Annotated in this window: 29 protein-coding genes and 1 pseudogene; 7 read left to right on the forward strand and 23 right to left on the reverse strand. The window is 61.8% G+C overall.

What is annotated here, in order from left to right; genetic code table 11:
• Positions 1-49: 49 nt before the first annotated feature.
• From RT551_RS02750 to RT551_RS02775, 6 genes are all read right to left on the reverse strand, one after another.
• Positions 50-580, reverse strand: coding sequence for a hypothetical protein (locus tag RT551_RS02750; RefSeq protein ID WP_049419277.1), 531 nt, complete (start codon positions 578-580; stop codon positions 50-52).
• Positions 581-665: 85 nt separating this feature from the next.
• Positions 666-3680: a TraM recognition domain-containing protein gene (locus tag RT551_RS02755; RefSeq protein ID WP_313455573.1), complete on the reverse strand. Its 3015-nt coding sequence runs from the start codon at positions 3678-3680 to the stop codon at positions 666-668.
• A 2-nt stretch (positions 3681-3682) separates the two neighbouring features.
• Positions 3683-4177, reverse strand: a complete 495-nt coding sequence (locus RT551_RS02760; protein WP_064968313.1) for a hypothetical protein — start codon at positions 4175-4177, stop codon at positions 3683-3685.
• Between the two features lie 64 nt (positions 4178-4241).
• The gene (locus RT551_RS02765; protein WP_049419281.1) at positions 4242-5390 is read right to left on the reverse strand and encodes a hypothetical protein; all 1149 of its coding nucleotides are present in this window, start codon (positions 5388-5390) and stop codon (positions 4242-4244) included.
• 66 nt (positions 5391-5456) lie between these two features.
• Positions 5457-6065, reverse strand: a complete 609-nt coding sequence (locus RT551_RS02770; protein WP_049419283.1) for a hypothetical protein — start codon at positions 6063-6065, stop codon at positions 5457-5459.
• A 34-nt stretch (positions 6066-6099) separates the two neighbouring features.
• Positions 6100-6432, reverse strand: a complete 333-nt coding sequence (locus RT551_RS02775) for a hypothetical protein (protein WP_130519073.1) — start codon at positions 6430-6432, stop codon at positions 6100-6102.
• Between the two features lie 1085 nt (positions 6433-7517).
• Here RT551_RS02775 and RT551_RS02780 point away from each other — a divergent pair.
• A complete protein-coding gene (locus tag RT551_RS02780; protein ID WP_164078000.1) occupies positions 7518-8570 on the forward strand; it encodes a hypothetical protein in 1053 nt (350 codons plus the stop codon).
• 18 nt (positions 8571-8588) lie between these two features.
• On the opposite strand, the gene RT551_RS02785 is transcribed toward RT551_RS02780, so the two are convergent.
• The 5 genes and pseudogenes from RT551_RS02785 to RT551_RS02805 all read right to left on the reverse strand — a co-directional run bounded on the left by RT551_RS02785 (position 8589) and on the right by RT551_RS02805 (position 11032).
• The gene (locus RT551_RS02785; protein WP_099470322.1) at positions 8589-8849 is read right to left on the reverse strand and encodes a hypothetical protein; all 261 of its coding nucleotides are present in this window, start codon (positions 8847-8849) and stop codon (positions 8589-8591) included.
• Positions 8836-9194 (reverse strand): annotated as a pseudogene (locus tag RT551_RS02790) (hypothetical protein). The gene RT551_RS02785 and the pseudogene RT551_RS02790 overlap by 14 nt, the downstream one beginning before the upstream one ends.
• 88 nt (positions 9195-9282) lie before the next feature.
• Entirely contained in the window at positions 9283-9588 is a 306-nt protein-coding gene (locus RT551_RS02795; protein ID WP_100468052.1) for a hypothetical protein, read from the reverse strand.
• 498 nt (positions 9589-10086) lie between these two features.
• Complete coding sequence (locus RT551_RS02800) at positions 10087-10386, reverse strand: hypothetical protein (RefSeq protein ID WP_100468051.1); 300 nt, start codon at positions 10384-10386, stop codon at positions 10087-10089.
• 49 nt (positions 10387-10435) lie between these two features.
• Positions 10436-11032: a hypothetical protein gene (locus RT551_RS02805; protein WP_313455580.1), complete on the reverse strand. Its 597-nt coding sequence runs from the start codon at positions 11030-11032 to the stop codon at positions 10436-10438.
• Between the two features lie 730 nt (positions 11033-11762).
• On the opposite strand from RT551_RS02805, the gene RT551_RS02810 reads away from it, so the two are divergent.
• Positions 11763-12083, forward strand: coding sequence for a hypothetical protein (locus RT551_RS02810; RefSeq protein ID WP_100468049.1), 321 nt, complete (start codon positions 11763-11765; stop codon positions 12081-12083).
• A gap of 146 nt (positions 12084-12229) precedes the next feature.
• On the opposite strand, the gene RT551_RS02815 is transcribed toward RT551_RS02810, so the two are convergent.
• The 7 genes from RT551_RS02815 to RT551_RS02845 form a co-directional block, all read right to left on the reverse strand.
• Positions 12230-12736 carry a hypothetical protein gene (locus tag RT551_RS02815; RefSeq protein ID WP_100468048.1) on the reverse strand — a complete coding sequence of 169 codons (507 nt, stop codon included), beginning with the start codon at positions 12734-12736 and terminating at the stop codon, positions 12230-12232.
• 3 nt (positions 12737-12739) lie between these two features.
• Positions 12740-13303 (reverse strand): hypothetical protein, encoded by a 564-nt coding sequence (locus tag RT551_RS02820; protein WP_157806601.1) that lies wholly within the window; start codon positions 13301-13303, stop codon positions 12740-12742.
• An 11-nt stretch (positions 13304-13314) separates the two neighbouring features.
• Positions 13315-13902: a ParA family protein gene (locus RT551_RS02825; RefSeq protein ID WP_100437284.1), complete on the reverse strand. Its 588-nt coding sequence runs from the start codon at positions 13900-13902 to the stop codon at positions 13315-13317.
• Between the two features lie 198 nt (positions 13903-14100).
• Positions 14101-14571 (reverse strand): hypothetical protein, encoded by a 471-nt coding sequence (locus tag RT551_RS02830; RefSeq protein ID WP_100468046.1) that lies wholly within the window; start codon positions 14569-14571, stop codon positions 14101-14103.
• Complete coding sequence (locus RT551_RS02835; protein WP_100468045.1) at positions 14568-14882, reverse strand: hypothetical protein; 315 nt, start codon at positions 14880-14882, stop codon at positions 14568-14570. Before RT551_RS02835 ends, RT551_RS02830 begins: the two co-directional genes overlap by 4 nt.
• A complete protein-coding gene (locus RT551_RS02840) occupies positions 14879-15124 on the reverse strand; it encodes a hypothetical protein (RefSeq protein WP_100468044.1) in 246 nt (81 codons plus the stop codon). Before RT551_RS02840 ends, RT551_RS02835 begins: the two co-directional genes overlap by 4 nt.
• Positions 15121-15309 carry a hypothetical protein gene (locus tag RT551_RS02845; protein WP_100468043.1) on the reverse strand — a complete coding sequence of 63 codons (189 nt, stop codon included), beginning with the start codon at positions 15307-15309 and terminating at the stop codon, positions 15121-15123. Before RT551_RS02845 ends, RT551_RS02840 begins: the two co-directional genes overlap by 4 nt.
• 160 nt (positions 15310-15469) lie before the next feature.
• Between RT551_RS02845 and RT551_RS02850 the strand changes: the two genes are divergently transcribed.
• Together RT551_RS02850 and RT551_RS02855 are read left to right on the forward strand one after the other, a co-directional pair.
• A complete protein-coding gene (locus RT551_RS02850) occupies positions 15470-17398 on the forward strand; it encodes a type 4 pilus major pilin (protein WP_313455584.1) in 1929 nt (642 codons plus the stop codon).
• A 125-nt stretch (positions 17399-17523) separates the two neighbouring features.
• Positions 17524-18066 carry a hypothetical protein gene (locus RT551_RS02855; RefSeq protein ID WP_024957706.1) on the forward strand — a complete coding sequence of 181 codons (543 nt, stop codon included), beginning with the start codon at positions 17524-17526 and terminating at the stop codon, positions 18064-18066.
• Between the two features lie 58 nt (positions 18067-18124).
• Here the strand turns inward: RT551_RS02855 and RT551_RS02860 are convergent, their stop codons facing one another.
• The 5 genes from RT551_RS02860 to RT551_RS02880 form a co-directional block, all read right to left on the reverse strand.
• The gene (locus RT551_RS02860; RefSeq protein ID WP_024957707.1) at positions 18125-18703 is read right to left on the reverse strand and encodes a hypothetical protein; all 579 of its coding nucleotides are present in this window, start codon (positions 18701-18703) and stop codon (positions 18125-18127) included.
• Positions 18704-18841: 138 nt separating this feature from the next.
• A complete protein-coding gene (locus tag RT551_RS02865; protein ID WP_157806036.1) occupies positions 18842-19156 on the reverse strand; it encodes a hypothetical protein in 315 nt (104 codons plus the stop codon).
• Positions 19157-19813: 657 nt separating this feature from the next.
• The gene (locus RT551_RS02870; protein WP_229298520.1) at positions 19814-20311 is read right to left on the reverse strand and encodes a hypothetical protein; all 498 of its coding nucleotides are present in this window, start codon (positions 20309-20311) and stop codon (positions 19814-19816) included.
• A 74-nt stretch (positions 20312-20385) separates the two neighbouring features.
• A complete protein-coding gene (locus RT551_RS02875; protein ID WP_024958706.1) occupies positions 20386-20769 on the reverse strand; it encodes a hypothetical protein in 384 nt (127 codons plus the stop codon).
• A gap of 1 nt (position 20770) precedes the next feature.
• Positions 20771-21589 carry a hypothetical protein gene (locus RT551_RS02880; protein ID WP_024958707.1) on the reverse strand — a complete coding sequence of 273 codons (819 nt, stop codon included), beginning with the start codon at positions 21587-21589 and terminating at the stop codon, positions 20771-20773.
• Positions 21590-21695: 106 nt separating this feature from the next.
• On the opposite strand from RT551_RS02880, the gene RT551_RS02885 reads away from it, so the two are divergent.
• The 3 genes from RT551_RS02885 to RT551_RS02895 all read left to right on the forward strand — a co-directional run bounded on the left by RT551_RS02885 (position 21696) and on the right by RT551_RS02895 (position 25129).
• Positions 21696-22082, forward strand: a complete 387-nt coding sequence (locus RT551_RS02885; RefSeq protein ID WP_024958708.1) for a helix-turn-helix transcriptional regulator — start codon at positions 21696-21698, stop codon at positions 22080-22082.
• Complete coding sequence (locus tag RT551_RS02890) at positions 22076-22387, forward strand: hypothetical protein (protein ID WP_136191685.1); 312 nt, start codon at positions 22076-22078, stop codon at positions 22385-22387. Before RT551_RS02885 ends, RT551_RS02890 begins: the two co-directional genes overlap by 7 nt.
• Positions 22388-22522: 135 nt before the next feature.
• Positions 22523-25129, forward strand: coding sequence for an AAA family ATPase (locus tag RT551_RS02895; protein ID WP_227851959.1), 2607 nt, complete (start codon positions 22523-22525; stop codon positions 25127-25129).
• The last annotated feature ends 33 nt before the right edge of the window (positions 25130-25162 follow it).

Raw genomic sequence — 25162 nt, forward strand, 5'->3', positions numbered from 1 at the left:
AACAAAAAGGGCCCCGAAGGGCCCTGGATGCGACACGGGGAATGGACCGTCATTGACGGTAGATGTTCTTCTGGACTTGGGCCTCGTGCTTGTCCCAGTCGAAGCCCGCCTCATAGCGCTTCATGAAGTCCGCTTCCTTCTTCGCGCTGGCGGCGTAGTGCGCGTAGCCCAACTTACCAGGCCCCATGGTTTGCTGCCGCTGGGCCGCAGTCAGCATGGGGATGTTTTCCCCCAAGGATTGCCCTCCGTCCTTCTGCTGGCGCTTCTGTCGCCATTCGTCCACGGTGCTGAACACCACTTGGGCGTGCTTGTCTTTGGGCGCGTCTTCAGCGCGCTGCTGCACCTGTGCGTGCAACCGCTCACGCGCGTCGGTGATCTCGTCGGGCTTGGCTTGCTTGGCCCAGTCCAACACGGCTTGTTGCTTCTCCTGGATATCGGCCTGGTCCTTCGCCAGCGACTGGTCGAAGGCTGCTTTCTTCTGCGGTTGGTGGTCGTTTGGACGCTCTCCGGCCAGCTTGGCTCGCCGTTTATCGCGAGCGCCCAGCAGGTCGTTCAAGGCATCGAGGTGGGCATTGCTCATAAAGTCCTCCTTCAAGGAAATGGGTGGTTAGGTCAGCATTGATCGATTTTGGGAAAGGGCAAGGGTTGCCTTGCCCTTTTTGGGCTCAGTCGTTGGGCATCATCTCGGCCAAGTCCGTGCGGCTCACGCCTGCCCGGCAGAGCGAGACAATCGCATTGCCACGTGCAGCGGTCAGGGCCGGGTATTCCTCTTCCAGGAAGAGCGGCAGGACCTCCCGCTTGCCCCCTGTGGGCATGTCGATGTCCCGTGCCAGCTCCTCTTGGCCCACCGTGTCTTCAGCCCCGACGCGCCATTTGCGCCCCGTCGCCGGATCCACGCGAAGCGCGCTCAAGCGGCCTGCGCCCTGCATCAGCATTTGCTCGTAGGCCGCTGCGTAGGGGTGGTTCGGATCGTTGAGAACGCTGTGGCGGAAGTTGGTCAAGCCACCCGAGAAATCGATGCCACGCGTCGGCTCCTTGAAGGTGGTCAACTGAGCCTTGCCCAGCCGCTTCATCAAGTAGTTGCGTGTGACAAACGAGTGGTTGAGCGCGATGACCGATTGCATGGTGTTGGCCAGCAAATCGGCTTCGTTCTCCGACCCGTAGGTGTTGATAAGGCTGTCGTGGCCCTGCACCGCGATCACCGGCATCAACCCCAGGCTTCGGGAGGTGCTGAAGAGCAGCACGTCGTCCGAAGTCAGCAGCAAATGCGCCTCGTCCATCATCAGCAGCACGTCGGTTTGGCCCGGCAGCATTTCGCGCCACTTGTCGCCGTGCGCCCCGCGTGCCCGAATGCCGTTCATGACACGCTGCTTGAGCAACCGCTGCATCATGTCGCCCGCTTCGCCGAACTGGGTGGGGGGCAGGAACAAGCCCACGAACTTCCCGTAAAGCGCCTGAGAAACGTCCACTTCCCCACGTTCGACGGAATGCCACGGGATGTCATCTGCCGTCCGGAGCTTTTCACCCCGAAGCAGTTTTTCGATGAGCCCCCGCGAGTTCAACGTGAAGGACTGGCGCTGCTCTTTATGCATTGCAGGAACGCCCAGCAATGCCCATTCCAGCGAGCTTTGCAGCTGGGACATGGGACGCAGCAAGTCGGGATGGACGGTCTCGGACCGGGTGGCCAAGCGGTTGTGGTAGTCCCGGGAGTAGGCGGCATAGGCCTCCCGCTCTTCGTCAGTGCTAGACGTATCCGGGCGCTCCAACCCCAACCAGTTCACCAACTCCAGCACGCGAGCGCTGGCAATCTCCCCGCCACGCGGCGTCGGCACCACCTGCTCAACCATCGCCAACAGCTTGGCATGGTGGAATGGGGTGTAGAACCAGTTCCGGGAAGCCTCCGCCACAATCGCGTAAGTGCCCATTTGCTCTTCCACGCGAGCCAGCGCCGCTTCCAGGTCTTCCAACCCCAAGCCACGCTTCTCCAACTCCTCCCGCTCCAGCAGCATAATCAACCGGGCGTGCTCCAACCCTTCCAGCTTGGCGATGCAGAAGTCTCGGTAGGCCTGCTCGTGCTCGCATGCGGCCTTCAGGATGATGCCGGTGTGGAAGAGGAAAGCGTCGCCGCCATCGCTCCAGAGCTTGGACTTCTCATCAACCTTGCCGCCGGTCGCGCCGCGAAGGGCCTTGGTGATTTGATCCGGCTCCAGGCCCTCGTAGGGGGCCACCGACATGCCTGCGCGCACGACGATATCAAACGCGTCCTTGCCCAGATCGGAGATGATCGCGCCGTCCTTCGCGTCGAGGATGAGTGCTCCACCCCCGCTGCGCTTCGCATCAAGAACGGTCTCGCCCGCGGCGCTCCCCTTCAGTTCATTCCGCAGTCCTACGGCTAATGCGGACTCGCGATAGCGACGGGCCAACGGCCGCAGCACGCTGAAGGACTTGCCCGAACCGATACGCCCGTAGACGATCAGGCCTTGGGTCAGGTCGCGCCAGGACAGCATCATCACCGTGCCCTTGTCCGGCGCAAAGCCATGGCCGCGGTCGTTCAGGTGACCAGACGCTCGACCCACCTTCAAAAGCGGGGTCTTGTCGCGCAACGCTTCGGCAGCCTGCTGCTCGCGGGCCTTCACGTGGGACTTGGACAGGGCACCCTGGGTCGCCAGGTTGTTGTCCAGGTTTTGCAGGTAGAGGCGAGCGGCCGTTTGAACGAAGTTGCCTTCCGTGAACTGCAAGGCATACATGGCCGCGATCACAAACGCCACGGCCACGCCCATCCCGTCCGGGAGAAGGGAGCCAATCCCAACAAGGGCCAAGATCACCACCATCCACTTCATCATCTGAATGAAGCGCTCGGCGGTCCCCCCCAGCACGCCCCGGTGGGGATGCGAGGCCGCACTCAGGAAGGCCGCAAACAACAGCAGGCCAGGAATGGTCAAGATCAGAAGAACGATGCCCGCCATTTTGGCAAAGCCCGCAGCGACCGCCATCATCCCCGCTCCCGTGTTCATCGGGTCAACCGCTGCTTGCCCCATGCTGGCCGCGTCCACGTGGAGCGCGGACGACAACGCCGCCGAAGCGGTTGCAATCAGCACGGGCAGCACCATCAGGGCCAGGCCCTTGAAGGCTTCCTTCATCCCTTCCGCTTGCTTCAACGCAACAAAGTAAGGAATGGCAGCCAGCAGCACCACGTAACTAAAAGCGCCAATGAGCGAGCCCAAGAAGTATTGAACCGCACCAATCAGCGGGAAGGCCAGATACATCAGCGAGGTTGCAGTGCTGTCGCCGCCCAGCGCCATGTCGTCCCCCAGCACGAAGCCTTCGGCACGACGTCCTTCCTTGGTGATGATCATGCGGGCCTGGGTGTTGCGCAGATCCTCCGGAACCTTCGGCCACCACGGATGGAACTGGTCCAGATCCAGTTCTTCGGGCACAACCAGTGCCATCTCTTTCTCGTCGAAAACCGCGCCCGCTTGGACCGCCATATCTACATCCTCTGGGGGAACGTCCAGCACGCGGCTCTTCACGCGGTCGCTCACGTCAAAGCGCCCGACCAAGTTTTCGTAGCGGTCATTGCCGTCCAGAATGATTTGCTCCAGCGTGCTCGACGCTTGATCGTCCTTCTTGAACAGCTTGCGGCCAATACCGACCGTCCAATCCATCAGCGATAGCAACATGCTCAGTGCCTCCCGTTGTTGTTGTTGTTGGTTTGAGATAGCGCCTGACACGCCACGATTTCCTGAGGCGTGATGGTGCCGCTCGTCCATTTCTTTTTGCACTCGTTCAACGACAACGAGGGCGCGAGTTGGATCGCCGCCGGCGAAGGGCGTGTTCCTTTCACTTTGTTGACGACCAATGCCCCAAAGCAAAGGGCCACGCACGCGGCCGAGGTGACAAGAAAGCCGGCTTTGGACACATGTTTTTCGCTGGCGTGCCGAACCTGGCTGGCGCGCAGGGCGTCCATCCTCCAGGCATCAAAGTCCTCATCGTTTGCCACCGGCATCTTCCGGTCCGCCCGCAGGTAGTAATACGAGGTCAGGACGTTCTCTCGGCAATCGGAGAGCCCAAATCTTTCTGGGTTACCAATGAAAAATCGCCCATGCAGGTTGAGCCACTTCGATCCGAAGTGGAGCTTTCCGGGCTTTCGATACTGCGTAAACAACCACCCAAACATTTTTCCTCCCATCTTTCATGGATACACATTCTTTCTAGCAAGGCTTTCGATAAGCGCAAGCACCTCACCTGATCTTTTCTGCCCACGCGTCGATATCGCTGTTGGCTTGGTCCTGCCAATCGTTTTTCGGCTCGGGTTTAGCAACAGGCTTGGGGGCCGGCTTGGGCTTTGCAGCTGGTTTCGAAACCGGCACCGGCTTTGACGCCGGGGCAGTTGCCGGGGTCTGGGCCTTAGGTGGCTCTGCCAGCACCGGGGCTTCCACAACCGGGGCAGCGACCGCGGCCTTCTCTTCCACCGGGGCAGTCACGGGCTTGGGCTCCTCGACCTGGGGCGGCGCGGATACAACCGGAGCAACTGGCACGGCGACGGGGGCCGGGGCAGTCACTGCTGCAGCCGGTTTGTCTTGGAGCGGAACGGTTTCGCTGGAGCGGTGAGTGGTCCACCACGCCAACGCCCCACCCAGCACAAGGACGGCCACGCCCGACCCAGCCAGAAGTTGCCAGCCCTTCTTGTTGCTGGCCTTCGCCGACGCCTCACCGGCCGGATTGGCCTTGAGGGCTTCCGGTTTCACCGGGGCCCGGGTCGACGTCGCCTTGGGGGCCGGTGCCGGGGCTTGAGCTGACTTGCTCGGTTCGGGGTTCGGAACAGACGGGGCCACCAGCTCGGCCGGCACTGGAGCGGCAGGCGTTGCGTCCACGGCTTCACTGACGGCAGGCGCAGGAGCGCTGACCGGCTCTTTGATGACAGGCGCGGGGCCTGCTTCTGGTTCTGCTGTCGGCTCGGGAACCACCTCCTCAACAACCGGCTCGGGCGCTTCGGGAGCGGAATCGGTTTGAACGGGCTCGGGCTCAACCACCCGCGGCTCGGGCTGGGCAGTCGCTTCTTGCTCGGCCAACGCCTGGGCGCGCTCGACTTCCAGGCGCGCGTTCTCTGCGGCTTCGGCTTCCTTGCGCGCCTTGGCCTCTTCCGCACGCCGGGCCAACGCTTCTTGCGCCTCTCGCCCCTTCTCAGCGGCGACCGAGGCCGCTTGCTTGGTTTTGTCTGCCAAGGCTTTGCCAAAACTTGCAGCCAGCCGGCCTGCGGTTTTCAAGTTTTCTTTTGTCGCATCGCTGACGAGCTTCTCCGCGTCCGTGGGGGCGGTGGTCTTGGCTTGTGCTGCTTTGGCGAGCAGCTCGCGCTGCTTGCGTTGTTTGATGAGTTCTTCGGGTGTCATGGTTCCTCCCAGGCGCTTGAAAAAGATTTGAGCCAGGGGGCTTTCGCCCCCCAGCTCTCGGTTGGCTTAGCGAACGTCGGGGATCGGCGAAACCGTGATGGCGTAATCGCCCCGGCCGCACTGGTCATCGACCGTGGCGTTCTGAAGCGCACCGCGCTTTGCCAGCTCAACGACCGGCACCTGGCACACGGCGGCATCGGCACCACTGAAGCCAACCGTCAGCTTTTCTTTGCTCGCCTTGAGCAACGCGGCCAGCTTGTCCAGCGTGGCGCCGGTCTTGGCACTCACCGGCTGCATGTCAGCGGCCGGGTAACGGATGACCAGCTTGTCCAGGGCTTCGGCCTGGCCGTCCTTGGTTTCGACGGTCTTGGTATGCACCTGAGCATCCAGGCCAGCTGCCTTGGCTTCGGCTTCCAGTTCGCGGAACTCCTTGAGCTGGGCTTGATAGGACGCAATGCCTCCGACAATCGCCCCAGCAGCGCACACCGTCAGGGCCTTGTCTTTCTTGCCGGTCAGCAGGGCGATGCCTGCACCGGCAGCGCAGCCAATCCCGCCGGCCTTGAACAGGCGCAGCTTGTTGGTCTTTTGGGGTTCGGGCCGGGTGCTGTCCTGGGCAAACGAAAGCCCCGGAGCCAGCAACGCGGCGATGGTGAGAGTGAGGATGAAACGCTTCATGGGTATGCCTCCTTATGAGGTAGTGGGGAAAGGGTTAGAGTTTTGGAGGCAGGAACGCCGAGGTAGCAGCAGAAGCTCGACTGGGTTCGGCAGCCGGTTGCTTGGAGAGGGTTTCGGCGTCGGGTTCTTGCTGCGCCAGGAACTGGGAAAACGCTTGAAGGGTTTTCACCACCAGTTCTTCATTGGCCTGGAGCGCCGCGCTCTGCTCTGCTCGCAAGTCCGCCAGCGCGCTTTCTAGGGCAAGGGCATTCCGCGTTTCGGATTCGCGGACCGTGGCTCGGATGTCGCCCAACGCATCGGACGCTTCAAGCCCCTGAACCACGCCCCGGTTTTTCTCCAGGACCGCCAGGCGCAAATACTTGTTCAAGGAAACGCCTTGTTCTTTCGCGCAATACCGCGCGCTCTCCAACTCATCGGGAGCGATGCTGAAAGATTTGGTTAGAAGCGACGGACGACCCACTTAACCCCCTGCAATGAAAATCCACACCCATGGATTAGCAAAGGATTTAAGAAGCGCAAGTGGGCTAAGCCGTTTTTCTTCTGTTTTTCTGGGGTTCCGGCCATTTTTCAGCCGAACGGTTGGCCAAGTTGTTAGCCAAGACTGAAAACAAGGCGCAGCAAGGCCTGGACGGGTGGAAAGGCGCAGCGTTTCTAGCCAAGCCGGAAAAACACTTCAGTGCGACTTGTGTATGGCCTACTCCCTTCACCCTTCGGAAAACCTTGAACGGTGAATGGGCAGCCAACCTCTTCCCCCGCAGTCCTCCCCAAGTTTTTGCTCCCCCGCTCTTGCCCTTCCGCTTTTCCCCGGTAGAAGTTAAGTAAAGCCCCAATCCTCAACCCAACCGGAGCCCCCTATGCCCCTCACTCCCGCCACGCCCAGCCGCTCAAAAAAGTTTTCGCCAGCCCCCGCAGCCTCCCTCCCCACCCAGCCAGCTCCCCACCTCCCCACCGACTCCGCACCCCTTGCCTTAGAAATCCGGGACCGCCGTTTTCCCCACTCCCGCGACCTGTCCCTGTCCGTTTTAGTCAAGCGGAGGCCAGCATGGGATCGCGTGAGTGGTTGGGTTCAGTCACGCTGCCCGGGTGTTCCGAAAGCCCTGTCTCCATCCGTTTTAGTCAACTCTGCTTGGGGGTTTGGATGGTCGAGTGCGGGGGTTCTCGCGCTCGGTTCGCATACCCTGGAAACACTGACCCCATCCGTTTTAGTCAAGCCGTCTGACCTTGCCCTCGTTCGCTGTCCCCCGGCCTTCGATCAGCGGCTGGGGGTCCAGTGCTGGGCTGGGAATAGATCGGGCAAGCAGGTTATGGGTTTGGGATCGGCGGTAGCTGGGGAGGTTCGACAGGCTCGGCATAGCGTTTTAGTCAAATCTTTTTCAGGCTCCTGCAACGCCCCACTGCCCCCGTTCTGCGATCCAGGTGCTCGGCCTACGCAGAACGGCTGGGGGGTGTTCCGTGCGTGAGCTGACCCCCTTCTTGGATGCCATTGCCCGAGCCGATGCCCCGCTGGAAGGCAAGGCCAACGGGTGGCAACGCAAGGCTGTTTTGGCCGAGTTCGGCAGCGCCTGCGCCTTCTGCTCCGCTCCACTGGACCTGTCCTCTCCCAAGTCTTGGACGGCTACGCCACTGGTCCCCGCGCAACTGGGAGGGCCAGCTTCCGTTGTCGAAAACTGGGTGCCTGCCTGCCGTCCCTGCGCTGCTGCCAAGGGCCTGCGCGATGTGGTGAGCTGGTCCGAATGGCGAGCGAAGGCAGACCCTGACCGGGTGGCCCTGCTGCTGGAGCGTCGGCGCTCTGCGTTGCTCTACGCTGAAAACCACTTCACGCCCCTATCGCGTCACTCCAAGCGTGAGCGGCTGCTCTCCCACCTGTTGGCGCGTTTCGCCAGGCCCCGCTTCCAGGTCTATGCGTGGTCGGGTGAGGTGGATGGGGAGAGGGTGTGCATGGTGGGCTGGAACTCCCGGTCAGGCGATGCCTTGGCACTGAGCGAGACCCTGCTGGCGTTACGAATGAGGGACGGGGGCGAGGTGCTAGCAGAGGGCCAGGTCACCCTTCTACGGCTTCCGGTGGACGCGTTCCTGCGGGCCGTGTGGGCGCTCATCGAGGCCCATGGGATCGTCGTGCCGTTGGACGTGCCAGGCGGCGGCCCGCTCGATGCAAACGACTGGAGAGAGTGCTGGCGCCACCGCGTCATGGACCCGGTCAGCAACCACAAGCGCGTCCCGATGACCGGAGGCCACGCGCTGCCTCATGCTCCCCGCGTGCTGTCCACCAACCCGGATTCGGTTCGGCGGCTGGGCCAACTGCAGGCCGCCAAACGGGCTGACCGCTTGGACGAGGCGGAACACCGTTTCCGAGAAGCCCAGTCTCGGAAGAACAAATATTTGGAGCGGGTCAAGCGCGGCCTGGAAGCCCCCATGCCGCTGGACGATTACCGAGCGTGGGCCGATGAGGTGAGGCAACTGGGCGTGGACTGGGCTCGGATGGTCACCGAGAGCCGGGAGCAGTAGTCACTGCCCCCGGACTGGTCAGACATGCAACGTGTTTTCGAAAATGTCGGATTCGGGGTCCGTTTCAATGGTCGTGCTGCCATCCGCCTGGACCGTTACTGTCACCGTGACGTCTGGGTTCTTATGCTCGGCAACATAGACACCAGGCTTGCCTGGCACGGGCTTGAGATCTGAGGGAGTGATGAGGATTCCGTGCATGATAGGGTCCATGCCCTGCTCAATATCTCTCTCGTCATCGCTGTAAACCGGGACATCGATCTTCGCTTCACCCTTCAGCATGTTCACTTCCTTTCCGTGGTGTGGTCTCGCGAGTATCCACGTTCTGGAACCACCCTGCATAGGGCGAGTTTTTCACCAGGCACCGGTTCCAGTCCCTCTCCCCATCGGTCCACCACACCGGGCCACGTTCGCCCAAGCCTGTTTTCGCGCTGTCCACGGCGCGCCGCGCGGCGGCGAGTGCTTCCCCATCCTGGTTGGCTTCTGCTGACTTCACGGCACGCCGGGCGTCCATCAGCTCGTGGACCAGTCGCTCCCTCTGCGGCTCGCTAGGCCCGGGTTGGTGGTTCGCCAGAGGCGCCCGCGGACGATGAGGTAACGGCCGTCTGGGGTGGTAAGGGGATCCATGGGGAGGAGCGTATGGGGTGGGCGGTGACGGGGGAGCAGACAAAAGAAAGGCGGCACCCTGGCCGCCCTCCTCTCTTCGCACCCGCACTTAGGCCTCGTTATCAACAACCGCTGCGACAGCCTCGTTCGCAGCTAGCTTGTTGTAGAGCGGGAAGGTGGATTGGCCCACGCGATCCCACTCCGTGGGGTTCTTCAAGAGACGGTTCAAAGCCTTAGAGACGATTGACGCGCTCGCTCCAGAGCGTTGCATCCACTCACTCAAGTTGCGCTGAAAATGGCCTTTCCGCATGTCGGCTTTGATCTGCGAATGGCGCGTGGAGTGGACCACCATTCCCACAACAAGCGCAGCCTTCGACAAGTCTTGCTTACTCACGTTAGATTTTTGGATATTCATGATGTTTACCTTTTATTTTAGGTCAGCGGTATTGCCTCCCCACGAATCCAGATTACGACAGACCCCAAAAATGCAAACCCGAAAACAACACATTTATTTGACTAAAGTGTAAATATGACGGGCGAAAAGCAGATTTAAATAACCTTTGAACCGGCTCACATTTCAACGTCCCAGCAAGGCGCAGGCCTGGCGGAAGCCACGGCCCTTCCCGCCTTTTCTACCAAGACTCGGCGGCGAGCAGCCGCCGGCTCTTTGCTCTGGCCGCTTTTGCTCTTAAAACAACGCGGCCCCGGGCCGCGCCTGAAAAGCCCCCTCCGGGGAGGTTAGGACATGGGCCGGGGCTTCCGCCCCAGCCACCGCTCTACCTTCCCACGAATCCGAAAACCCAGCCCTCAGCAAAGGGGCACCTGCCCCTTTTCATCCCAACCCTTCCCAACCCCCGGGCATAAAAAAGGCGACCCTTGAGCCGCCGTTTCCCCTCCCCCTTGGCTCCCCGACTCACCGGCTCTGCTCCAGGCACCGATCCACCAGTTGCCGCATCGCCTCGCCCAGCGAGATCCCCGCCGTTCGGGCATCCCGCACCAGGCCCTCGGCCACCTCTTCGCTCACCTTCGGGTCCGGCAAAATCGCGCCGTAACGCTTCCCATCCGGCCCATGCTTGGCACGGACTCGGGGCGCGAACGGCTGGCGGATGTCGGCATGAGCGGCCACCAGGGCAGCCAATGCACCGCTGGCCGTGCCCCCCCGTTGGCGAGCCAGAGCCCGGAACTGGGCGGCCTTGTCCGCGGCGATACGCACTGTGGGCAACCGGCGCGGGGCCGGTTGCTTGGGAGAAATGGCGTAGGACCTAGGCACTGAACTGCTCGGCTTGGACGGCTGGGATGAGCTTCTCGATTTCTGCTAGGCGAGTCAGCAGGCGGCTGCGCTCCTGTTCCAGCTCGTCGCGGTTGATGCTCGGCACTCCCTGCTCGATGCTGATCCACTCTTTACCTTTCGCTACCAGCCTGCGAGCAACAACACCCGGGAAGTCCCGGATCAGAACAACGGCGTGCCCGTTCTTAACCTTAGTGGTCCAGTTCTTGACCGATCCGCCCGAGGTGAAGCCCCCCTCGATGATCACGATACCCGGGGACAGGGTGGCGCCACTGTCGCGCCCACGCGCACGGGCAATGGATCGACCGCAAACGGTGATGGGGCCACAAGAGCTATCGTCATCTGCATCCAGGGTCACGCGGACCGTGCAGGTCTCAGTCGTGATGCCGTCACAACCGTAGTTCTCCATCAGCGCCTCACGAACGCGCTTCTCGTTGTGAATGTCGAATACCCACTGCCCATTAACGAACTTCCCGCTGAAGTCCTCTTTGGCTTCCTTAACGAAATCCGCGTTCCAAGGCGAACGGACATAGATAAAGCCACCCTCAACAACAACAGTAACATCACTCATAAGAACCTCGATTCAAAAGGGACGGCGGTATTGCCCCCCCTACAAATCCAAGTTACGACAGGCCAGAAAAATGTAAACCCGAAAACAACACATTTATTTGACTAAAGTGTAGAACTGACGGGCAACCACAGAAAACACGAAACCCTGAAACTCCTCACATTTCCAGCCAAGCGCCGGGCCCGGCGGAAGCCGAGGCCCACCCCGCCTTTTCTCCACGTCGCTTTTGCTCTAGCCGCCTTTGACGTTGCCTTCCTCTTCAAGAGCTCAAAAGAACTCGGCGGCACCGCGCCCTAAAGGCGTCCTCCAGGAAAGTGAATGGGACTTGGCCCAAGGTTCCACCAAGGCCGCCGCTTCATTCCCACACCCCCATACACCATGCATAAAAAGGCGACATTGGACCGCCGTCTTACCCTCACCCTCCAGTTCCGCGCCACATTGGCTCTGCTTCAGAAAGCGGTCTATCAACCGCCTCTTCGCCCCGCCCAGCCCGATCCCGCCGGCCCTTCAATGCCTGGCTAGCTGGATGCCTATCCCAGCAGCTCGACCGAAGCCAAAAAATGCCGCAGCTGCGTGGTCGATTAGCAGGTGTGCTTAGGCGTCGACCGACCAAGTCCGGCGAACGTGTGCGTTGACGCGCCCGTCGAAAGCTCCTCTCCTGGCGTCTTAACGCTAGGCGCCATCAACGGTTCGGCTAAGATTGAACGCATCACCCTTTTGAGATGGAGATTGGATGGACAGCAAACAGGAAGCGAAGTTCGAACAGGTGCTTCTCGAAGCTGTGGACCAAGCCAAGGCATTCAACTATCACCCAAACCGATTCGTAGCGATGATCCGCAGCAAGGGACCGTTTCAAACGGTAAAGGACATCGTCGCGAGCGCTAAGCCCTCTGACGGGTTCAACGAGCTGCTGCTCGCGGGCCGAATGGACCTGACCTGTGAGGCCATCATCGTGCAGACCGAATGGCGCACGTTCTTCGATGAAGATCTTCTGGCGATCGCAGAACGGCGGCTCACTGCGCATGGCTACGCTTGGACGAGGTTCGCGGGGTGACAGACCGCGATTGCTCCGGCATTGCTTGGGGCTGGTTTGTCCCTCCGGAGGGCATCTGGGAACTACTCGGCTCTCGGGGAAAGCCTAGTCCAGACATGGGACCACCGGGCTATGTTCCACTGAATCAACCGAGCATCTGCCCTGCCCTACTTTTTCAATCCCAACCAAGTCAGCACCACCGCCGAAGCAACGGCCAACAGAAGTCCTACGGCGGCCTTGCCTAGGTTGTCCGCCAGCCAAGAACCCAATCTCCGATAGAGACTGTCTTCCCCAGGCGGCGCTTGGATGTAGCGCGAGGTGACATCATCGCCCTCCTCTTCCAAATCTTCGTCGCCCCAAGCGAAGCGCCCCAGGAACACCACTCCGCCACCTCGGTTGAGCTCATCTGTATTGCGGCGACTCGCCTCTGCCAGCGCCTCCAAAGTGGGCGCGGCGGCGTCGACAGTGGCTCGTATAGTGGTCCAAGTGATGTCCCGCGTTTGGACAACCGAGTTGTCCGGCAGCAACACCGGCTTCCCCTGCTTGTATGGCCTGACAAAGCGCCGCTTTAGCTCAGCCGCCGTCAAATCGGTGAACAAGGCCCTCTTTTTGTCACTTCCCTTGAGCAACACGATGACGTGGTGGAAGCATCCGCCGCTTTGGATTTCAGCCATGGACTAACGAGCCCTCCTGGCTTGGCCTACGAGTGCCTTCCGGACCTGCTTCCGCACCGGATCCAGGTCATCGGTCGCCGTAGTCACGACGAGGCGGCGCTTGGTCCTTTTGAGCTCCTGGCAGGCCCAGGACGCCAAGGCGATGATGGCCGTGGTCACCACCGGGGCCTCTGTGCCCGTCAAATCCTGGAGCTGCTCGCGGAGCTTGGGCGGCACGGTCACCATCGTTCGCTCGGTCCTGACGCCCTGGGCGTCTCGATAGTCAAACATCTGGCTACCACGCCCCACTTCGAGATACACCTTCTTCCCCGACCTGGTAAACGGCTGCTCCTCGCTGTAGTCGAAATACGTCTTCCTCCCGGGCGCATCGCCTGCCGCGATCAGCAGCTCGGCGAGCTCTTCTTCGGAGAACTGGCCCAAGTCGATGAGCGGCGCATACTCCCGCTGCGGCTTGGCATGGACCACTTTCGCAGCCTTGGACAGGTCTTTGCGGGCGGTCGCCTTCTTGGCGACGGCGTTCTTGGCAGGGGTCTTCTTGGCAGCCATGAGGTCCGGCAGGGGCAGCATTGGGAAGTCCATCATGCCTTCCCCCCCGCCAGGTTGACCAACCTTTTTTGGATAGCCTGACCTACCCGCAAAATATCCTCTCGGGCCTTGTCCACGCCAGCTCCTCGCATGGAGAACACGGTTTCCCCCAGTTCGTAATAGCTCGCCAACGCCGCCCGCTCGGGAATGACGATGGCGCCTGCCAGGCTGGGATCTTCCAGCCGGCGGCGGTGCTCCGCCCGCTTCACGTTGACCCGATTGGCGACCGGCAGGAAGGGCTTGCCCTGACGTCGCAGCGTGTCGATGGTCCGCAGGTAGACGACGTAACTGCCCCCGTCGAGCAGCGTTGGGACGATATAGAGGTCCGCGTCCGGCAGCTGATCCTTCACCGGGGCGCTGGGCGGCAGGTCTTGAATCTCCAGGTCGAAGCCTGGGGATGAGGCACGGCTCACGGTGAACGGGGTCTCGCCGTCGCTCATCGCTGACCACGCCACGGAACCGCACTGAGGGTCGCGGTCGTTGACGAGCACGCGGGATTGGCCGGCAAACGCGGCGGCGAGGTTGAGCGAGAGCGTGGTGCGCCCCACGCCCCCCTTGAAGCAGCAGACAACGAGACGCATGAGATGGGCTCCTTTTATGGGTATGTCGTGCAACACACTACGATGCAAACCTATTCCCGCAAGAGCCATGCAGCCAGGGGGTTTTAGCGGTGCAGACGTCGGAGGTTCAGCGACCCCAGGGGCCCGGCGGGAGCCGTGGCCCACCCTGCCGTGGTTTCCACCCCGCTTTTCGGCGGCGAGCAGCCGCCGGCTTTGGCTTCAGGCCACGGCGTTGTGGCGTCGCCGGAGGTGGGCATAGGCGGGATGAGGGCGATGAAGCGCGGTGTTGGACCATTCGCCTGCCCGTTGGCGTCGAAACCATGCCTGCATGGCCGGGCAAAGAACGCCCCCACAAACCTCCGCCAGCGTTCGGCCTTCGTCCACCCGTCGCCGCTCCAGCTTCCCGGTTTGCCCCCGTCGCACCACGAACCGCTCCCCGATCTGAACCAGCGGATTGGCCCCGGCGTCCATAAGCGCCTCCACCATCGCGGCATAGCGCGTCGCCAAGACCGGGTCCGACTGGACGGCCTTGGAATACATGAGGGAGGCGACGGCCAACGCAGTGATGCCTGGATCGCCGGCCACGCCAGCGTCCAGGTCGGGCGTCCCCTTGAGTGCGTGAAGCCACCCATAAAACGCCAGCGAGTCGTTGGTTTGGATGGCTCGGATGAGGTTCTCGGTCCAGCTCATTTCTTGTCTCCCCCGACTTCTTGAAGACCTACAGAGAAGCGCCAGGCATTGACGAGAAGGTAGAAACTGAGCACCCATACCCCTAACGGCCCTTCGTTCACAAAGGTGTCGATGACCTTGGCCAGGCACGCCAGCAGAAGAATCCATCCCATCAGCAATCCCACGATGAGCGGGGCAACCTCAGCATCCATGGGTGAATCTGCCTTGTAGGCGCGACGAACCCCGATAAAGCATCGAGCGGTCAAGAATGGCACGTAGTAGATCAGCAAACACGCAAAGGTCAGATACACAAGTTGCATGAAGGTAGTCATCGGCCGGCTCCTAGGATCCCAACAAGAGCCAGGGCCACCAGCACGTAGAACGGCACCAGCACGATGCTCCACCACGCCTTCGAAACCTCTTGCAGAACGCTTCCTTGGCGATGCTCCGCCGGCAGTTGATAGAAGCGCATAAGGGCGCGCCCGGCGGAGATGGGGTTGGCGACCAGGTCCCGGTAGAACACCGCGATGCCCAGGAGACCGACAAACAGCAGGGCCATGTTCAAAATGCTCATGCGAAGCGCTCCTCTTCCCTCTTCCAACGCCGCTCATGACGGGCGCGGGTGGCCAAGCGCTGGATCCTGCGGTGCTTGTCGGCCAGCTGATTGAGGCCATTGGTGCGGTCCAGGAACCGCGCGGCGGTGTGGAGTTGGAAATGCGCCAGGTCGGTGCTGGCAGACTCGACGGGATGAATCTTCATGTCTTTACTCTCTTTTTGTGGATAGGTCGGCTTACCCACTAAACCGCTCCTACACCACGATCCAACCACATCACCAACCTTTGTCAACCCATTGATTTGAAAGATTTTTGACTAAAAATGAAAACTGTCGCCAGGGCTTGTCAAAATGCGGTTGTGTCGCATGCTGAAGTGCATGACACCGCATGCCCGCCCTTCCCGCCGTTCTTACGCTCTAGGCTTTGGCCTGGTCGAGTTGCTGCTCGCATTGGGGGTTGCCACGGCCATGGGGGCCGCCGCGTTTTGGGTCTACCCCCGCGTCACCACGCGGGTCAATGTGGCGTCGGACGTCGAGAACGTTCGAGACCTGGCCAGCCGCGTTGATCGGTCCCATGGCGTCGTCGGTTCGTTCCGCGGCGTCAGCACGTTGAACGTCCTCGAAGAAGGGCTGGCCCCTGCCGACTTCCGCCAAGGCAGCGCAGCGACCATGAGCAACGCGTGGGGCGGCGCAGTGACCGTGTCCCCGGCCACGGTGCGCTTGGCGGGGGATGCCTTCACCGTGGGGCTGTCTGGGCTTCCTGCGCGGGCCTGCGTGCCGTTCGTCTCCGCCATCGCGGACGACGTGAACGTGCGGGACGTGATCGTGGGCAACACCAGTGTTTTGCTGAGCAACCGAGGGAGCCTGGACGTCCCCGGCTTAGGATTGGCGTGCGGGGTCGATGGGGCCGTGGTCGAGATCGTCTATTACTCGGGCATGGTGGCTGGGTCGTCGGTCGCCGTGGTACCCACGCTTCCCCTGCCCTCCACGCCCGCCGTCCCTGGCCCTTCAACGCCGACCCCGGCGGGGCCCGTCACTGGTGCGCCCAGCGTGAGCGATGCGGTGCCGGGCGTTCCTGGGAACGTGTCGCCAAGCCCTGGGGTTGCTCCTTCCCCGGCGGTTCCGCCGCTTCCTGTTGCGCCCAGCGTTCCGGTTCCTCAGCCGCTCCCAACGCCGGTCCCCACCCCGGCTCCGCCGGCCTTGGTGCCGTGCCGGCAATCGGAAAGCTCGGCGGCCCGGGCGAGCTGTCCGGCGGGCACGTGGGGCACAGAGACGGTGCGCACGCGCCAGGTCTGCGCTCCCGGCGACGTGGATCCAAACTCAGACGCCGCGTGGGAGCATCCCGAGGCGTGGGTTCAAGCCCAGACGGTGGCGGCCGTGACGACGAGGGATTGCCAGGCCTGCCCGTGGAGCACCCGTGAGGAACGCGATCAATGGCTCCCCACGTCGCAAGCCTGCCCGTCGGGTCAAACCGGCACGCACACCTGGGAACGGCAGCAGGTGCGGTCGAGGGACGTGTTTACCCACTGCCCGTTTGGCACCACCGCTCTGCCCGGCCCCACTTATGGCGGCTGGTCCAACTGGGTGGATACAGGGGCGCGTCGCAACGAGGTCAACACATGCAAGCCCACGGCTGCTCGCTGCAGCGATGGGAGCTTGCAGGTTGTGGCGTGGCACACGGCCGATGGGCAGGACGTGCCGCCCCCCTCGGGTTCGAGTGGCATTTCTTACTGGTATCCCGATGCGGTGGTGCGCCTGACGCCAGCGGAGAAAGCAAAGCTGGACTGGGCCATCGCCAACGTGCCCATCCAACGGGTGGAGACGCCCGCACCGATGCCCGGCAACTGGCCCGCCAACGTGAGCGAGTCGGCTTTTTACGAAGAGCAATGCAACACGCTTTCGGACGCGGGGAACATCCGTTATGCCTACTCCTACGATTTTGAATGTGTCTCCAACATGGGCATGCATTACTGCGACTACAACTGGACCAGCGGCGGCACCTCTTTGGCCGTGTGCCGGCAAGCGTGCGCGTCCGATTTGGTGGGCAAGACCAACAATCCGTATCGTTGGGAGTGGCCTGCATCCTCGGTTGTGGCTTCGACGCCCTACACCACCTGCACGGGCCAGGCTGGATGCACGCCCAACGGTGGGTTTGGCACCCAGCAAGGCCTGCCGGCGTGCAACGAGCACAACGTGGGCGAGACCTTCGCGTTCAACTGGTATCGCCAGTTCTACAACCCCGTGCGGGTGGACTACCAGACGCTGACGCTGACGTGCAGAGGACCCACCGCGTGACGGTGCATCGAAGCGAACACGGACGCATGGGTGACTTCACGCGGCCGCCCGCGAATGAAGCGCCTAGAAGTTCCGTTGCTTGCAATGACCTAGACTGAAGGCCGTAGAGCCACCAGAGCACATGCATGGAAGATATCGTCTCGGATCAGAACCACCCCAACCAGTGGTTTGCAAGAGCAGCAGGCCTGAGAGCCGGTGCCGCCTGCATTTGGCTGTCCATCAGGGGAAGCGCAGAAGAGACAAGAGAGCTGCTGGGAGAGCCCGTCGGATTCTCTATGGCTCTGGCGGCTCGCCCCTCCTACCACTTGCTCTGCGGCTTGGCGATAGAAGTCCTCTTGAAGGCCATTCTGGTCAGCCGCGGCAAGAAGCCCGCTAACACGCACGACAGCGTGCTCCTTGCCAACGAGGCGGGCCTAGCCACCTCCCAAACCGACGTTGAGCTTCTGAAGTTCTACGCCTCTACGGTTGTTTGGGCGGCCAAGTATCCGACGAGTCGGAAGGGCGAGACTGAGATGATCTCCTATTGGGAGAACGCGGGTGATGTCCTCACAACCAGCGAGCCCGTGCCCTCCAGTCATTGGATAAGAAAGATCGGGTCCAGTGGAAGAACGGATTGGCCTTCTTTTGCCGCGATGTATTCACGGATCGCGGCCTTGCGACAGGCATGACAAGGCCGTCGAACCTAGTAGCGCCATGGACCAGCCATAGACTAGGCGAACTGCCAACCTACGCGGGCGATGGCGCGTTGATGGCGATCACTTCAGAGATGTCGACGGAGCCTCGATTGACCAACACCAGCTTCCTGTCGGTTGCCGAGTCAGGCTCTTCGGAGCCGTGCTGGATTGGATACCAGTTGTTCAGGCGCTCAACGTAAGCGACAACGTTGGTGTGTATGCGGTTATGAGTGAAGGACATTTCAGGATGCCGAATGTCCTTCCCTTCCTCCCTGATGAGATGAAGGACAAGGAACATGCACAGAACCTGCGAAACGCTGCTTCGGTAGCCCTCAAAGCTCTGAGCATCGGAAAGGGACTGCCTGCCCCCAGCACTCGCCATGCTGAAGTAGTATTGCTCGTTCTCGTAATAGATGAAGTAGGGCTCTTGGCTGGGATGATGAACCATCACCTCAATAGCCTGCCCTCCCATCCAGTCCTTCGGACGGCTTTTTAGTGCCTCCGAGGTCATCACAATCTTTCCTGCTTGAGTGATGAGGAGCACAGAGGCGCCCAGCCGAGCAAGGGCTTCATCGACTTGCTTCTGAGCCTGATCCATTTGAGATTCGCGCTTCTTGAATATTCCGAACACAACACATTCCTTGTGAGTTACGCAGACACCGGCGACTCGCGTTCCGCATCAGCCGGGTGCCTGCATTGTCGCACCTAAGACGTCGTTTAGCCTGCATCGGAACCTAGACGCCCGCAGGCCCCTTGAACGAATCGAACGCTACTTCCCCTTGGGACCCAAGAGCGAGGCAGTGCAATAGGCGGCAGCGTTGGCAACGACGTAGTCCCTGCCCGACGGCTTTTTGAGATCCCAGCCTTCTTCAACCAGCCCCCGGACATGCGCAGCAGCCACAAAAATCTCGGCAGTCGTGGGGGTGAGCTGCGCTCGGTGCTCCGGCGAACGGCTCTGGTCTTCGGCCATCGTCCTGCTGATGTCAGTCGCGAACGCCATCCAACGGGAAGAGTCATTGGGCAAAACGGCTGCCGCCGCCATGACGTAGCTTGCTGCGGCCGAGCACCGGGCAACGTCGTTCACAACGCTCTGCGATGGCAAGAAGTCCATCCTGCTGTCTTCCGCCGAAGCACAGAAGGCAAGCGCAAGTGGGAATACGGCCAACAATGGGAGAGGCATCTTCACTCTGATCGACCTTGCCCTGGCGAGCCAGTGCATTGATAGACAACCGATACACGGCGGCTACCGCAGTTGCCAAACCCCCGGCGCGACAGGCACTGAGTCTCCTGAGAGCCGAAGGACTCAGCACCGCTGTAGCCCCATGCTTTGCAGCGTTGCGCCGCCATGCTCTCAGCCTTTTCTCCGTCTACGGAGACTCGCTGAAACTCATTGCTCTCGTAAGAGAGAGTGATGGTTCCGTCCGCTCGGCTAGCACCGGTGACGAGCATTTCCTTGTGCGTCGCGCAGCCAGCAAGCATGAGAGTAGCGACGCAAAGCAGCGCTGGTGTTTTCCCTAACATTCACTCCCCCTGTCATCCAACGTGAAAAAAGACGCCTACCCCTGCTGATCAGCGGCAGCCATGTTAAGTTTAAGCCATGCCCCGACGGTCAGGGAATCTCGCTGGCGAACGAGCCTCTCTTGGTCGAGTTGTCGATTCACATGGGGAGGGGGATATGAAGGGCACGGTTCGGAGCAGACCTCTCATCCGACTAAGGATGAGAGGTCCATGCGCTGGTTCATCAGGCGTCCGGCAGGGCCGTCCTATCCCACGCCCGCTTGAACCACCCGAACACCACGGCCAGCACGCCGATCAAAAGCACGCCCCAGAGCCAAGCCAAGTAAAACGCTGCGGTAGCGATCTCCCCAAACTGGGGATGATCGGCATATTTGAAGCCCAGAACGGCAGCCGCCACCACCGCCACCACGCCCAACCCGCCCCCGAGCAGTGCCCCTTTCAGGAAGCCGTGCTTCCGGAAATACGGGATCCGCCCCGTGCGGACGTGCCAGTCCCAGAGCCGCTGAGCCCGGATGTGGAGCGCCAGGCAAAATGCCAAAAACGCGAAGACGAGCGCACCGGGCACACAACAGACCACGCCGATGAAGAAGTCGCGCTTCATCACCTCCAGGCCGGCCGCCAGCCCAACCAAGCCCAACGGAGCCAAGATGACGCCAGGGAGGATCAGCGCGGACGGGCCCGGCGGCGCATACACAACTTGCTGCGACGGATAGCGGTTCATATGGTCCTCCCCTGTTGGATGGCTGCACGCTTGATCGGGACCGGCGTGCAGTCAAGCGGCGGACTGCGGCCCGTTTAGCCCGCAGACGTCCCTTCGTCGGTCACTTCGACCACTTGCCAACCTTCGCCTTGCGGGCGGAACAGGGCCCGCAGCTTCGGCTTGAGGGTGCTCGGCTCATCCTTGGTGGGCTGGCCGCCGATGTAACCCAGGGCCTTTACCGACCCGCCCACCATGCATTCTTGATCCCCATTGGGCTTCTTCTCGCAGTCGAGATCCAAGCCGCCCGCGTCGGTCACTTCAAACCGCCAAGAGCGCTGGAGGGTTGCCTGCCTCCCCTGCTCGGTGAAAAAGCCTTCCACGACCTTCACCCCGTCCTCCTTCGTGGGGCCCTTGTCGCCAGAGCAGGCCGTCAGGGTCAAAAGTGCCGCTGCTGCGGCCACGATCAGTGCGTGCTTCATGTCATGCGTCCTTGTCTTTGGAAGGGGTGATGCCGATGATCTGGTTCTTGTAGCCGATCTCGAGGCGGTCGATTTGGAGAACGATGTCGGGCAGGCCGTTGGGCTTCAACCTGCCCTCCACGACCTTGAAAAAGATTCGGTCTCCCGTGGCGTCGCGCCCCACCCGTCGCAGCTCGGCCGCGTCTTCCGGCTTCAATCGCAACGCGGCGTGGTAGCGCCCGCCGTGCTCGACCCCGACCACCGCACTGCCCTTGCCTAACGGCGAAGGGCCGATAACGGCCGTCGGAAGAAAGTCAGGCGAGCGGGGATACCAGTCGTGGTTCATGACCAGCACGTAGGCGTGGAGAATGTTGGTGCTGGGGTCGATCTCCACGTCGATGTAGGGCCGCAGGTAGAACGCGTCGGTGGAGGCGATCTGCCGCGCCTTGGCCTCAAACGCAGAGGCCGGGTGGCCCTGCAGGCCGACGCGTTTGAACTGGTGCCCCCATGATCCGATGCAATGGGTTCGCATGGCGGGCGTCATGGCCTTGCCTGCCTTGGCCTCGGCGAAGAGGCCTTCTTCGCACATCTTGTGACCACCCGACGCGGTGGCCGCCAAGCCCCACCGGATCCGGGTGTAGCCGTCGAGCACCGGAGGGTCGCCGTCGTCCCAGTAAGTGCCTGCCGGCTCCAGGTAACGCTTGGTCGCCGGGGCCGAGGCGGCGTCCTTGCCCGCCTGCATCAACCCCTTGCCAATCCTTCCCAAAATGCCGTCCTGGGCGGTGGCCGTCCCGCTGGCCAACGCCAGGCACACGGCCACGGCTGCAATCGCTTGCTTCATGCATCCCCCTGATCCCGGCCACCATGGCCTTATTTGCCATTTTGGCAAATGCGGTGCAGCATGGGAAGCGGCAGACTTGGGGATTGTTCCCGGTTCGTGATCGCCCATGCCTGCCCCTCTCGCCCCAGCTCACACGTTTGGCCGCCGCTTGCGCGAGGCCCGGCTGGCCAAGGGCCTGACGCAAGCACAGTTGGGGGCCGTGCTTGGGTTGGACGAGGAAAACTCCGCCGCTCCCAGGGTTTCTCGTTACGAGAGAGGAGATCGCGTGCCGGATCCTGCAACGATGGAAAAGCTGGCCCAAGCACTTGGCATGCCGGTCGCCTATTTCCATGCCACAAATGATCTAGTGGCAGAGACGTTGCTGGTGATGTCGCGGCTTGAACCCGAACAGCAGCGAGAGCTGCTGACGAAGGTGAGGGATTACGCCCAGAGCCGTGGCGTGGCCATCCTCCCGAGTAGCGACAACGATCTCAGGGAAGAGAAGACATGCTGAAACGACTTCGACGCTGGTGGCTGCAGCGGGATGCGCCAAGCCCGATGGCACCGGAGCAGTTGCAGGCGCTGATGGACATCAACCTTCTGGAAATCCAGTTGGCCGCGTTGGACGCCCTCAAGTCCTCGACGCCAGCCGCGGAAGCGGCCAGGCTGCGATCCCATGCTTGGCTCGCGTCGATGCGTGGGCAAGGCCCGGTCGGGACGCCGAACTGGAGCGAACTGCGGGCTGAAGCGCGAGCACTGAACCGTGATCTGGCAGCCGCCCTGGCTGCCGCCCAGATCGATGCCCCCTCAGAGGCCTGATCCCTACCGTTCGGGAGAACCATTTCCCCATCCCCTACGACCATCACCGACTTGCCTCCAAATGTGACCCGCGTCACTATTGCGGAAGGGGAACGGAGCCTTCCTGGCTCTGGCCATTCACAGGGGAAGTGACCGATGGCGAACAAGAATGGGGCCGCTGCGCCTACGACTCTGGAAGAGTGGTTGAATGGCCGCCCAAGCTGGCTGCGCATGGCCGCTTCCACGGTGATCCAGCACCGCCGCATGCCGAACGAAGAGGAGATGGAGGCGCTGGCGGATCACTGCCTGGCCGAGGCAGCCAAGAAGCTGGATGCTCCCCACCCGGCGTTGGCACCGGGAACCATCTTGGGGACACCCACCGCCGCTGAGCTTCGCATCGACTCGGTCTCCTCCATCTGCGGCGTCAATGCCCTTGGCGAGGACGCGGCATTGGACCTCAGCCAAGGCCAGATGACCGTGGTCTACGGACCCAACGGGGCCGGGAAATCGGGCTACGCCCGTTTGATGAAGCACGTTTGTGGCGCGCGGGCCAAGGGATCTATCCACGGCAACGTGTTCAAGCAGAATCCCGATGCTGCCTCTGCCCTGATCAAAGTCACGGCGACCCGATCCGACGGCACGACATCGTCTGCTGATCTCACTTGGCAAGCATCCGACGGCCCCCACGCGACATTGAAAGCGGTGCCGGTCTTCGACTCAGCCACAGCGCTGGAGTTCGGAGACAGCGCCACCACCGCCACCCATCTTCCCCGAGCTATGCGGTTCGTCGGGATGCTCATCCACATCTCAGACGATCTCGCCACCCAGTTGAAGGCCCGTGCAGCCAAGCTCACCAGCAAACTGCCCAACATCCCGGAAGATCACGCCCAGAGCAGCGTCGCGACGTTTCTTCGCACGCTGACGGCGAAACTGACCGAAGAGGACATCAACAAGCGTTGCGCCTTCCCCGCGGCACTGAACGATGAGCGTTTGGCGCTGGAGACCGCACTGGCCCAGGCGAACCCTGAAGTGGCCCACGCCAAGGCCGTCGGAGAGCTAGAACGCTTGTCGCAGATGGCCACAAGCATCTCGGCATTGAAGGAGAGCTTGAACGGCGAGAAGGCCCAAGCCCTCTTGGATGCCCGCAGCAATGCAGAGGTCAAGCGCCAGGCCGCCACCGCCTATGCCACGGCCTTCCTCAATGGGCTGCCGCTCAAAGGCGTCGGAGACGCCGTGTGGCGAACCCTTTGGGACGCTGCAAAGGCGTATTCGACAGGTCTTGCCTACCGTGACCACCCTTTCCCCCACGTTGGGGACGAATCCCGTTGTGTCCTCTGCCAGCAACCGTTGGGAGACGACGGCAAGGCCCGCTTGGCCAGCTTTGAAAGCTACCTCAACGACACCCTGCAGACAGAAGCTAAGAGCGCGGAAGACGCGCTGACGGCGCTGAAGAAAGCGTTGCCCAGTCCTCTCACCGATGTCGCTTGGCAGGCCCAGTGCGCCGCTATTGGCTTGGAAGCCGCCCAAGCCACTGAGCTGCTTGAGGCCATCCATGCGAGATTGAAAGCCATGGCAGAGGCCACGGCGGCTCCGGCGGTGGAGTGGTCGGTGTGGACCAACGCCTACGATCAGAAGGTCAAGACCACCAGCGCTGATCGCGATGCGCTCGCGGGCTTGCTGGACCCGACGGGGCGGAAGGAGAAAGAAACCCGCCTAGCAGAGCTGAAAGCACAACAGTGGCTGTCGGAGCAGCGCGATGCGGTATGGGCCGACGTGATCCGCCTCAAACGCGTGGGAACGGTGGAGGCTGCTGTTCGGTCTACCTCAACCAGCCAGTTGACGACGAAAAGCAATGACATTGGCGAGTCGGAGTTGGCCAAGGGCTACTGCGACCGCTTCAATGCCGAGTTGCGGGCGCTGGGGGGCCATTCGCTTCCTGTCCGCATGTCGTATCGCTCCCAAGGCAAAGGCGCGTTCACCTTCTACGTGGAGCTGAAGGACGCGCAAGGCGCCCAGAAGAATCGGGAGATCCTGAGCGAGGGTGAGCAACGCATCGTGGCATTGGCGGCCTTCCTGGCCGACGCGACGGGCCTTGAACGGGGCATGCCCGTGATCTTCGACGACCCCATCTCCTCCCTGGATCAGCGCTTTGAGGAGGCGGTCGCCAAACGCCTGGTAGATCTGGCCGAGCGTCGCCAGGTGATCGTGTTCACGCATCGATTGTCACTGATGGTCCTGTTGCAGAGTGCCGCCAAGCAGCGGGCCAACCTCGATCAGTCTACGGTCAAGGTCGCGGTTGAATCGATCGCCCGCGACGGAAGCAGAACCGGCATGCCGGCGCAGATCAACACCTTCTCTTTGAAGCCACAGTCCGGCTTGGGACAAATGGTCAGCAGCATCGGACAGCTCAAGAAGCTCGATCCGCCGCTGAAAGAGCTTGCCCTGAAGGCCGCCTGCAGCAACTTCCGAATCTTGGTTGAGCGCTCTGTAGAGGACGAGCTTTGTTCTGGCGTCATCAACCGCTACCGGCGCGAGATCAACACGCTCAACAAGCTACAGCGGCTTAGTGCCATCACCCCAGCAGACTGCGCACTGATCGACGGGATGATGACGAAGTATTCGGCATTCGAGCACTCCCAACCCACCGACACCCCCAGTTGGCTTCCGGATCCGGACGAACTGCTGAAGGACGTGCAAGACATGCTCGAATGGTGCAAAACGTTCAATGATCGCGCGAAGGCAGCGGCCGCCCCCAACACGTAAATCAGGACCATTCGCCGCCCCCGCTACTCAGAG

Source organism: Stenotrophomonas sp. (assembly GCF_032103445.1).
In the GTDB taxonomy this organism is placed as follows: domain Bacteria; phylum Pseudomonadota; class Gammaproteobacteria; order Xanthomonadales; family Xanthomonadaceae; genus Stenotrophomonas.